Origin of the sequence: Flammeovirga sp. SJP92, assembly GCF_001583495.1 — a bacterium.
Lineage (GTDB): Bacteria > Bacteroidota > Bacteroidia > Cytophagales > Flammeovirgaceae > Flammeovirga.
In genome coordinates this window covers 189,142-199,596 of the sequence record NZ_LQAQ01000020.1, presented here as the reverse complement: position 1 = coordinate 199,596, position 10,455 = coordinate 189,142, and the positions used below count along the sequence as shown (strand labels likewise).

The following is a 10,455-nucleotide window of genomic DNA, read 5'->3' as shown; positions in this document are numbered from 1 at the left end:
ATCTTCTTTCCCTTCACTCACTTTTTGAAGCTTCTTTTTCTCTCTAGACTTTTCAAAAACACTGGATGCACCATCTAGAAATTCCTTTTTCCATGTACTGATCTGAGTAGGATGAAGATCATACTTTTGGGCTAATTCTGTAGTAGTCTGTAAATCCTTGATGGCTTCTAAAGCTACTTTGGCTTTAAATTCTGAGGTGAATTTTCTTTTACTTTTCATAACACTGCAATTTACTTAATTATTAATTTAGATTGCAGTCCGTTTTGATGGGGTAACTATACACTTTAACTCAATTTAATCAGTTTTTTAAACAATATGAGATTGTTCAGAAAAACTATTATGTGACTTTTAAAATTGGTGATGATCATGAAACCATACTTGTAGATGATGAGACATTAAATAAGGAATTTGTTGAAAAATCAATTAATAAGAAGGTAGGGGAGCCTTTATTCGTTCAAATTGGAGAGTTAGATCAAGAATTAAAAAAAGTAGAAATAACCCGTATAGCAAATAAGTTTCTGAATTTATTTGACGAACTGCTTTTATCGATAGGAAGTCAATTTAATGAATTACCGTTTCAGTCTTTTAAGATAGACGAAAATGATGTTTATGGTAGTATTAATGAACAACTTTTTAAATTATATGGAGCTCAAAAATTATTAGATAAGGAACATCAAAAAAGTCAAATATCAGAATATAAATCCTATAAGACTTCCTTTACAGATATAGTAAGGTCATTATTCAATGATTGTTATATAACAGCGTATTCAGAATTAACTTCAAATTCTAGTCTAGGTTTTTATATAAGGCCAAATTATATTAATAATGCACCTTTTGTATCTAATTCAGAGGAGAACAATTATATTTTAGACTTTTCGGCTATAGTTTTATTTTCAGATTTAGATCAGAATAAAATAATCTCTTTTCAGAACAGACAGTTTATAACCACTTCTCATGTTATAGGACATTTAGATCGTTTAATTTCGAAGGCAAACAATGAAAGAAATGTGAGAGTAAGTCTTTCTTTTTCTGATGATTATAATATAAGAAGACATTTTTATGATGAAGCATTTCATCAGCGGAGAATAGATAAACTGAAATTTTATAAAAGATGGACTGAAAAGTATTGTAAAGTGATCATTCCAAATGAAAAATTAAAGTTTCGATCAATATTTGAAAAGGAATCATATGATGTATTTATAGAGAGAATTATAGAGAATGTAATTCTATCTGAGAGGGAAAATTATTATCTAATATCAGATGATATAGTTTATACAAAACACTTTAATAAATTAATATTATCAACAGAGGAATTCTTAAAGTTAAACTTTAAAAGTGATTATGGAAACATTATAACTTTTTTGCTTAATAATCAATATATGGGTTTGACCCTAGACGGTGAGATTTTATATAATGCTTATATTTCTAAATTAGTTAATAAAGATATGAGTTATGATAGAGCTTGTGATAATATTAATTTGATGGGCAAGTTTGGCTACGATATCAGAGAAATATATATAAATTTTCTAAAAAGGCTTGCTATTTCACCCTCATTATCACATGAATTATATAGTAGAGAAGCCTCTTTTATCTTTTTAAATTTACTGGTTAATTCGAATAGAGTATTTAATGAGTCATTAGCTGAAAAAGTTCATACAGAATTCAATTTATTGGGACAGTATTATACATTAACTACTAAAGCGTTAAGCTTCGCAGTGGATATATTTAGTAGGAAATAACTCCATTTAGTTACGTACACGTTGTACAAGCAAGGGACTCACACGTTGTACAAGCTAGGACTTCCACATTGTACAAGCAAGGACTCACACGTTGTACATGCAGGGACTTACACCATACACCAGTTTTTTTTAAAAATCAATTCTAATATGCTGTTGCTGTAAAAACAGAAATAGAGGATTGAATAAGAGTTTTAATTGTTAGTTGACGTGTCGTTCGTTTAGGTTCTATATTTTTAGGCATAAAAAAAGGTCTGATAATTTATGATTACCAGACCTTTTGAGGATCATTGCAATTTACCAAGCTACTTCTTCTCCCATATGAACAAACTTTCCATTGAAATCGGTTTCTTCTGCTAATGCAAGGCTTACTGATGTTTTTGCACCATCCACAATTTCCATTGGGGCATTTTCGGTACCTAAGTCAGTTTTTACCCAGCCTGGGTGTGCGGAATTGACTTTGACATTGGTGTCTTCAAGCGAAGCGGCAAGGTGAACGGTAAAGGAGTTGAGTGCTGTTTTTGAAGCATCATAAGCAAATGGCTTTACGGTGTAGTAAGGAGACTCAACGTCACTTTGTTCTGTATTAGAACCGAGGATACTTGAAAGGTTTACGATTCTGCCGGCATCACTCTTTTTCAGAAGAGGCAATAACGTTTGTGTTAGGTTGACGATGCTGAAGAAGTTGACATCAAAAGTCTCCTTCAATGTTTCATCAGAAATACCTTCAGCAGTATTTACACCTAATGGCTCGTCCTGATGGATGATTCCGGCGTTATTGACCAAAATGTCGAGTTTACCATATTCCGCTTCGATCTTTTGGGCCAAGGCTTGAATCTCAGCTTGATTTGTAGCTTCTAATTGTGCCAACTCAACATCAAGTCCTTCTGCTTTCAATGTTTCAACAGCAGTATTTCCTCTTTCTTTATTTCTAGAGGCGATCAATACTTTGATACCTTTTGCACCTAATTGACGTGCTGTTTCGAAACCTAAACCTTTATTCGCTCCTGTTACTAATGCTATTCTTTTCATAGTTATTTTCGTTTAATGTTTAAATGATGATGATACAAATGTAGAGGGGTTGTGATATAAAATGAAATCGTTTAAATTTGATCATGATATAAAAATATTAATATCACTATGGTCAATCTAGAATGGTATCGCACCTTTAAAGCAGTCTATAAACACAGAAGTTATTCTAAAGCAGCAGAAGAATTATTCCTTACGCAACCTACTGTAAGCAATCAGATGAGCATGCTTGAGGCAGCGGTAGGACATAAGCTTTTTACTCGAAAATCGAAAGGAGTCGTCCCTACAGAAAATGCTAAATTCCTCAATAATTTGATCATTGAGTCATTAGATACTCTTGAAAAAGTGGAGGCGAGTTATAGCAAATCGGTACAAAAAGAAGAGCGGCTATATACTTTCGGAATTAGTGAAGACCTCTATAAAAGTTTTATCTCAGGACAGGTTCTGTCTTCTTTTAAGCACCTTACGGTTCACTTCGAAAATGATAATAAAAAACTATTTGGTTTGGTCAATCAAGGGGATGTAGATGCGGCTATTGTCAGGGAAGATTATCCTACTTTTGACGTGCTTTCTCAGAAAATTGCAAGTTCTAAATTGGTCATTGTCGGAAATCCTAATCTAAACACTGAAGAACTGGATCAGTATATCTTAAAGAATGATTTGGGGAAAATTCAAAAGTGGTTAGAGCATCAAGTTTGGTTTTCGCATATGTCTACTAACCCTTTTATTAAGTTCTTTTGGTTGCATTGTTTTCATAAAAAACGCCCTAAAATATTCACTAATTATGTGATTCCTAATGAATATTTTATGCTTCAAGAACTAACAAAGATAGAAGGAGTGGCAGTAGCATTGAAAGCAAATGCTCAAGCATTTATTGATAATAATTCATTGAAATTACTCTGGGAAACGGATGATTATCCTGATAGAGATTATTACTTGATTGCCCATAAAAAGCAGGAAGTGTTTTTTGATATGTTGAGGAAACATTATAATGATTGATTAACTACATTTTCAAATGTTTTTGACATTTAGAAATCAGGAGATTTCTAATGATCTGTAGGGCACGAATGATGCTAACGCTTAACATTCGCGCCAGTGAACTTTCTATCCTTTTAGTTTGGTAGTACTCCCTCGGCCTTTAAGGGAAAAGCTTGAAAGTAGGTCATAGACAACTTGTAAAGAAGTTGATTGAAAGTTGATTATAATTTAGTACTTATCTTGAGGAAAAAAACTACATTAGATTCCAAATCAAAATTTATGACTTCAAATCTTGAACTATGAAAAAAATAGAAGCTTTACTTATAGATATTGAATCCAAAATAGAGAACCACCATCTTCTTCAATCAACTGTTTCTGAGGCCAATGTTGGCTGGCACATAAAACATAGCTTATTAGTACTGGATAGTGTTATTGAAGCCATGAAAAAATCTGATCCTCAAAAATATAAATGGTCATTTAAAATACCTCGATTGATTGTTTTTGGTATGAACAAAATACCAAGAGGAAAAGGAAAGTCTCCAAAAATGGTAAGACCTGAAACGTATGATGAAGCTTCTCTTAAAGCTGATTTAAAAGTGACGCAACAGAAAATAGCAGATTTAAATACCCTTGAAAAAGAGAAATACTTTAAGCACCCTTATTTTGGCGATTTAAAAAAGAAACAGGCACTAAAGTTCCTAATGATCCATACCAAACATCATATGGCTATTGTGGATGATATTATAAAAGCTAGAAATAAATAACATCATTCTTTTTTTTTGATTTACTTGCAGGTCTAATCGAAATAAAAACTAATAATGAAACAAATTCAATTACTTTCTCTTCTATTTTTTACAACTCTTAGCTCGTTGTTTGCTCAGGAGTTTACAATTGCAACATTTAACGCTGAGTTTTTAAATAAGAAGAAAGTCCAAATCAAGTTTGGTTTACCTTACGATATGAAATATGCTTCCAAAAAAGATCAGAAATTTTGGAGCAAGGAAGAAAATAGGGTAGAAAAGCTTCAAGAAGCTTCTGCAAATGTTGCAGAAATGATCAAGAAAATTGATGCAGACATCATCACACTTACAGAAGTAGGTACGCGTGAAGACCTTAAAGTACTCGTAGATGAGTTAAAGAAAATCGAAGTAACTTATGATTACTGGGAGGTATGTGATAGTAAGGATACTTTTACAGGTCAACATGTGGCTGTTTTATCAAAATACCCTTTAAAAGATACTTGGTATGAGATCGAAGGAACTTCAATTTACCTTGAAGAACTCGATGGAGACACAGAAGGACAAACTGGGGTAAGTAAGGGGATGAAAGTAACGGCTACAATCGAAGAGAAAGAAGTTGATATTTTTGTTCTTCATCTCAAAAGTGAAAGAGGTGGATTTGAGAGTGACGCCAAGAGAATTGCTCAAGCGAGCATTGCTAGAAGGTCCATTATAAAACAATTGAATCAAGGGAGAAGAGTAATTGTTACAGGTGATCTGAATGCTGAGAAAAAAAGCCCTTCAGTGTATAGAGTGAGAGGCTTTGATGACATTTATGAGGAGTTGATTCAAACTGGAAGGTCAGAGTATTTCAAAGATTTTGATGTGCGATGGACTTATAATTATAAGGGAGAACCAGAGCAGATTGATCATATTTTATTGTCTTCTAATGTGGCTGAAGATAATGGCATTCATACCAAAATTATTGAAACAAATAATGAATTGGTATCAGATCACAACCCTGTTATTGTGACGATCAAGTTGAAATAAGTACTAAGTCAAAAATAAATCATAGTTAATTCTAATTTATTTTTTTGTGAGCACAACGCTAAGAAACGTATGAATAGTGGTTCTATTAAAAGTTTTTTGAAGGAAGTAATCGCAAATCAATAAATAGAATTAGATAATTTTGAATTTGTACTTAATAGATCCATAGAATTAAAAATGCCTATTCTAAAATTAACTTGGAATAGGCATTTTTATGGTCGAATATTTTTACTCAAAAGCATAAGACCTTTCTACCGGCCAATCATCCTCATATCCTAATTTCCAACGAAGCGTTTTCAGCTCTTCATCCGTAGCAATACATTCGTTGAGATCTTTAAGGATCTGTTCCTTATCCATATCTTGTCCAATTAGAACCAATTCATTTTTTCGGTCACCATACATCTCATCCCAACCTGCTTCAATCGTTTCTTGATTTTCAATAAAAGCCAAGTATTGAAGTCGTTTTTTGTGATGCATACTACTCCACCAAACCCCAGCACTATCTGCTTTTAATGAACCTCCTGCTTGACTCCATACCAATGCTTGATCAGGGCGTGAAGCCAGCCAAAATAATCCTTTACTACGGATCACAGTATTTGGAAACTCATATTGTATATAATACCAAAAACGTTCTGGATCGAATGGTTTTGTATTACGATAGACAAAAGAAGAGATTCCATACTCTTCTGTTTCAGGAGTATGTTCTTTTTTATTAAGTTCTTCAATCCAGCCCGCACTTTCTTCCGCTTCTTCAAAGTTGAACAATCCAGTATTCAGAATTTTGGCAGGGTCGACTTTACTGTAAGTCGATTCAGTGATTTTGGCAGATGGATTTAATTTTTGAATAGCGGCACGTAAAACACCTAGATGTTCCTCAGTGACTAAATCCGTTTTATTTAAGACAATCACATTAGCAAACTCAACCTGATCAGTAAGTAAATTCACAATCGTTCTGTAATCTCCATCAATATCCGTTAACTCTCTATCCACTAATCGTTCAGGACTATCAAAATCTTTAAAGAAGTTGAAGGCATCAATCACAGTCACCATAGTATCAATATAACTGAATTTAGATAAGTCAATACCATTTTCCTCATCAACAAACGAAAAGGTCTGAGCTACAGGAACAGGTTCACTAATACCAGTACTTTCTATTAGTAGATAGTCGAAACGGTCTTCCTTTGCGAGTCGTTCTACTTCTACCATCAGGTCTTCGCGGAGTGTACAACAGATACAACCATTACTCATTTCTACTAATTTCTCTTCTGTACGCGATAAAGTGTTTTCGTTTTTGACCAATTCTGCATCAACGTTTACTTCACTCATATCATTGACAATGACGGCTACTTTCAGTCCTTCTTTGTTGTGTAGAATGTGATTGAGAAGAGTAGTTTTCCCTGCTCCGAGAAATCCGCTCAAAACAGTTACAGGTAGTTTCCTATTCATAAGTTTAAAGTTTTAAAGTGCGATGGTGTCGCAAAATAAAATCAATTGAATGTAAACGCAACTTTATTGCAGGTTTTATTAGGGTGTTTCTGCTCTGCTAAGTCTTTTCTATTTGTCTGGTGTACAGGTTTTTTATACACATTCCATTTTTTTTGAACATGGAAAAACGGATGAATAGCGTCCTTTGTAAAAAGTATTTATTATGAAAAAGCTATTCATCATTGTGATCTTTCTTGTCTCGTTTCAAGTATTTGGACAAGAAAAAATAAAGTTATTTAATCCCATGATTGATGCTCGGGTAGAGTATTCATCTATGCATTATGATCAGCAAAGTGATCAATTTCAAAATGAACAAAAGTTTCAGTTTCCCTATTTATTTATAGGGGCTTATGGCAATATTTCACCCAATATCTCTTACCTCTTCCAGTTTATGCCGGTAGATGTTGGTATCGCTGAAAGTAATATTTCAGAGAGTGTCACCTTTGCCAGCTTGACCTACAAAACGAATAATGAAAGGTGGGCTTTTACGCTCGGGAGAGGCTTTATGAATGTGGGTACTTTTGAGCAAGAGTATAACCCTTGTGACATCTTTCAGTTTTCGATGAATGGAATGTTATTGGACATATTTACCACAGGAGTCACCATTGACTATTTTACAAAAAGCGGTCAGAATTTCGGTTTTCAAGTTATAAATGCGACTCAAGACAGTACCGGTTTTTTGCATCAGTTGGAGTACAATGCCTATTGGTATGGATTTATCATCAAAGACAAGCTTAATACTCGAAACAGTATTTCTTGGATTCCTTCTGATCATGGTCCTAAAAAGTTTGCTTTAAATCTTGGCTTACAATGGAACTTTGGAAAGTATTCTTTGGAAACGGATTGTTCTTTAGTTCAAAATATGCCTGGTTTTTATGAAAATGCTTCTTACCAATCTGTACCCATTAAACTAAAAGCTAAATGGGGGAGGTTGGAGCCTTTTATCAAATACAGTTATAATAAAATAGAGTGGAATACTTCTCAAGAAAACACCCCTGACGAAGTGTTCAATGCCCTCACAATGGCTTTAGTATATCAACCTCAAATCACCGATAAGATAAAACTTTATCTCGTTTCCACTTTTATTGAAAGTAATGAAAATAAGAGACAGCAAATCGCTGCAGGTGTCCGTTTAAGTATTTAGTTTAGAATTTTAAAGAAGAAAAAATATCCCCTCAAAAATGAGTGAAAAGCACATTTTTGAGGGGATATTTTTATATGTTTTTTCGATAAACCGTCGGGCTCATGCCATAGTAATCTTTAAAAGTTTTCGATAGATGATGCACATTTGTAAAACCATAATCATAGGCAATTTCAGAAATGGTTTTGGTTTGATCCTTTAGATCTTCTTTTACAACCCCAATCCTTTTTTCCTGATAAAACTGATAGATGGTATGATCAAATAAATGCTTGAATACAGCTTCTAATTTTGAGGTACTAATCCCCAACTCCTCTTGAAGCTGATGGATTTTGGGTTTCGTTCTTAAATCAGATAGGATCTTATTTTTTACCTCAAAAGCTTTTTCAACTTCATCGGTAGAGAACAATTCATTTTGATCTATTATATCTACATTGAGAAGTATATTTTGTATGATGATATATAGTTCGTGCCCTTTTGCCATAAACCAATCTGGTAATAAAATAGGATGGAGGGAGTGGTAATTATAGGTTGATTTTTTCCAGAGTAAGAGGTGAGCATCGCCTTTATGAAATACAAATTGATGCAATTGATGAATGTAGTCGAGTATTTTAGGATTGATTTTATCGTTATTCATATAAAAGGAAACACATTTTAATGCATCCCCTTTATGATAGGTAAATGATACTTTCTCCTCCTGCTTTAAAAAGACTAATCCATGTGCAGTACTAAATTTTAGAAGATCACTTTGATCTTTGAAGTAAGATACTTCATCTGCAAAACAGAAGACCGAGAAGTCAAATGCTTGAGCACTATAAATGTCAAAAGTAATGTCTTGATTTACCTTTAGGTCAAGAATTAAGATCTTGAACTTTTCTTGATGAAACATAAAAATACTTCCATCAAACAGTTCATTCTTGATCTGAAGTTGATATTCATTTTTAAACGCTCCACCTACCACTTCTTTAATGTGCAGGAATTTTGGGTCAATGACACCTTGGTTGATACTTACTCTTTTCATAAAAAGGAAAAATGCTTCTAATGAATTTACCTTTTATTATGAAAACAAAAAAGACTATGGTCCTCAAACCATAGCCTACAGCAATAAAGTGGGTGTATTTAATTATTCGATTTCTTGAGCATAAATATCTCCTTCGATCTCTTGTAAGTGATCATTGATTTCTCCTGACCATCCGTTTTGAGCATAATTTTCAACTCTTTTGATGATGCTTACTCCATTTAGCGTATTGAAGTCAACACTGCTGAAGTCAAAGTAGATATCAGACGGAGCAGTCAAAGATTTGAATCTATAATGAAGGTCTGTAAGGTTGGAGATACTTTGGAAATAAGTAGCACTACCGTAAGATTCGTCTGGGTGGCTTAAGTTGGCTACAATATCATCCATTAGAGGTTGATCTTCATCAGGAAGTGGCATACCTGGGATAAATGCTACGTTACCTAACGCCATATACATAAAGCCATAAGCTGTATTGACATCGTCACTATTATGTGGTTTTGGAAGTTGATTTACCCAGTAGTTCGCTCTTAGGAAACGATCCTCACCAGAAAATGTAGTAGGGAAATCAGGACTGAAAATATCTAATTGAGAAGCTTCTGTTTTAGCCATCATATCTTGATATTTTGGAGGGTTAGTCATGATCTTGTATTGGCTTCCTTCAAAGATTTTGACTTCACCATTTTGAATCTCAATAACTGCAGAGTTACCAGTGGCATCGGCAATCGAGATATGTTTTGGCGTAGCATAACTATACTTTTTTCTACCAGGAACACTTGCTAAATAAACATCATTTTTGATTGAGTTTACCGCCTCATTGACTGTAGAGAAGTTATCTAAGATATAGCTGATCCAATGGTCAGAGTCCAATAATTTTTTCTCATTCTTTTCTTCCTCTGACAAATGTTGGTTGGGATCTCCATCGGAGAAGAACAGCGTTCGAGCAGTTAATCCCTTTTCGTTCATACCGTCCATTGGGAAGCGGTTATTAGCAAACACGACTAATGATCCGTACTTGATATCCCATGTTACCGCTTTCTCAATTTTGGCCTCATCTGATGTTCCCACCCTTTCAGTTCCTCTGCCTGAAAGCACTAATGTTGGATTGGATGCTGAAGCAAAATCTTCGTTTCTTCCTACAATTACTTTTTCTCCAGTATTCCATAAAATACGAGTACATGCTATTGATGGTACTACTACATAACTAAGGATCAGAGAAATTAAAATGCTGAAGTTGATTACTTTCTTTTTCATAACTATTTGTTTTTAAATTGATTACGAAAACAAATGTCGCGGTTACGCAAAGGA

At 33.9% G+C, this 10,455-nt stretch carries 10 protein-coding genes; 5 read left to right on the top strand and 5 right to left on the bottom strand.

Annotation, left to right across the window (positions count from 1 at the left end):
- Positions 1-219: transposase (locus AVL50_RS07170; protein WP_062615802.1), on the bottom strand; the 219-nt coding region annotated here is incomplete at its 3' end.
- Positions 220-341: 122 nt separating this feature from the next.
- On the opposite strand from AVL50_RS07170, the gene AVL50_RS07165 reads away from it, so the two are divergent.
- The gene (locus AVL50_RS07165; protein ID WP_062615801.1) at positions 342-1,739 is read left to right on the top strand and encodes a hypothetical protein; all 1,398 of its coding nucleotides are present in this window, start codon (positions 342-344) and stop codon (positions 1,737-1,739) included.
- A gap of 294 nt (positions 1,740-2,033) precedes the next feature.
- On the opposite strand, the gene AVL50_RS07160 is transcribed toward AVL50_RS07165, so the two are convergent.
- Positions 2,034-2,768, bottom strand: coding sequence for an SDR family oxidoreductase (locus tag AVL50_RS07160; protein ID WP_062615800.1), 735 nt, complete (start codon positions 2,766-2,768; stop codon positions 2,034-2,036).
- Positions 2,769-2,876: 108 nt separating this feature from the next.
- Between AVL50_RS07160 and AVL50_RS07155 the strand changes: the two genes are divergently transcribed.
- From AVL50_RS07155 to AVL50_RS07145, 3 genes are all read left to right on the top strand, one after another.
- Positions 2,877-3,764, top strand: coding sequence for a LysR family transcriptional regulator (locus AVL50_RS07155; protein ID WP_062615799.1), 888 nt, complete (start codon positions 2,877-2,879; stop codon positions 3,762-3,764).
- A 278-nt stretch (positions 3,765-4,042) separates the two neighbouring features.
- Positions 4,043-4,507 (top strand): hypothetical protein, encoded by a 465-nt coding sequence (locus AVL50_RS07150; protein WP_062615798.1) that lies wholly within the window; start codon positions 4,043-4,045, stop codon positions 4,505-4,507.
- A 54-nt stretch (positions 4,508-4,561) separates the two neighbouring features.
- Positions 4,562-5,512 (top strand): endonuclease/exonuclease/phosphatase family protein, encoded by a 951-nt coding sequence (locus tag AVL50_RS07145; RefSeq protein ID WP_082795703.1) that lies wholly within the window; start codon positions 4,562-4,564, stop codon positions 5,510-5,512.
- A 225-nt stretch (positions 5,513-5,737) separates the two neighbouring features.
- On the opposite strand, the gene AVL50_RS07140 is transcribed toward AVL50_RS07145, so the two are convergent.
- Complete coding sequence (locus AVL50_RS07140) at positions 5,738-6,955, bottom strand: GTP-binding protein (RefSeq protein WP_062615796.1); 1,218 nt, start codon at positions 6,953-6,955, stop codon at positions 5,738-5,740.
- Between the two features lie 202 nt (positions 6,956-7,157).
- On the opposite strand from AVL50_RS07140, the gene AVL50_RS07135 reads away from it, so the two are divergent.
- Entirely contained in the window at positions 7,158-8,138 is a 981-nt protein-coding gene (locus tag AVL50_RS07135) for a porin (protein WP_062615795.1), read from the top strand.
- A 70-nt stretch (positions 8,139-8,208) separates the two neighbouring features.
- On the opposite strand, the gene AVL50_RS07130 is transcribed toward AVL50_RS07135, so the two are convergent.
- Together AVL50_RS07130 and AVL50_RS07125 are read right to left on the bottom strand one after the other, a co-directional pair.
- Positions 8,209-9,153, bottom strand: a complete 945-nt coding sequence (locus tag AVL50_RS07130) for an AraC family transcriptional regulator (protein ID WP_062615794.1) — start codon at positions 9,151-9,153, stop codon at positions 8,209-8,211.
- Between the two features lie 102 nt (positions 9,154-9,255).
- Positions 9,256-10,401, bottom strand: a complete 1,146-nt coding sequence (locus AVL50_RS07125) for a linear amide C-N hydrolase (RefSeq protein ID WP_062615793.1) — start codon at positions 10,399-10,401, stop codon at positions 9,256-9,258.
- Positions 10,402-10,455: the final 54 nt, after the last annotated feature.

Excerpts from the sequence above, each read along its gene's own strand:
- AVL50_RS07160 (WP_062615800.1), bottom strand. The coding sequence starts at position 2,768 with ATGAAAAGAATAGCATTAGTAACAGGAGCGAATAAAGGTTTAGGTTTC.
- AVL50_RS07155 (WP_062615799.1), top strand. The coding sequence starts at position 2,877 with ATGGTCAATCTAGAATGGTATCGCACCTTTAAAGCAGTCTATAAACAC.
- AVL50_RS07150 (WP_062615798.1), top strand. The coding sequence starts at position 4,043 with ATGAAAAAAATAGAAGCTTTACTTATAGATATTGAATCCAAAATAGAG.
- AVL50_RS07145 (WP_082795703.1), top strand. The coding sequence starts at position 4,562 with ATGAAACAAATTCAATTACTTTCTCTTCTATTTTTTACAACTCTTAGC.
- AVL50_RS07140 (WP_062615796.1), bottom strand. The coding sequence starts at position 6,955 with ATGAATAGGAAACTACCTGTAACTGTTTTGAGCGGATTTCTCGGAGCA.
- AVL50_RS07135 (WP_062615795.1), top strand. The coding sequence starts at position 7,158 with ATGAAAAAGCTATTCATCATTGTGATCTTTCTTGTCTCGTTTCAAGTA.
- AVL50_RS07130 (WP_062615794.1), bottom strand. The coding sequence starts at position 9,153 with ATGAAAAGAGTAAGTATCAACCAAGGTGTCATTGACCCAAAATTCCTG.
- AVL50_RS07125 (WP_062615793.1), bottom strand. The coding sequence starts at position 10,401 with ATGAAAAAGAAAGTAATCAACTTCAGCATTTTAATTTCTCTGATCCTT.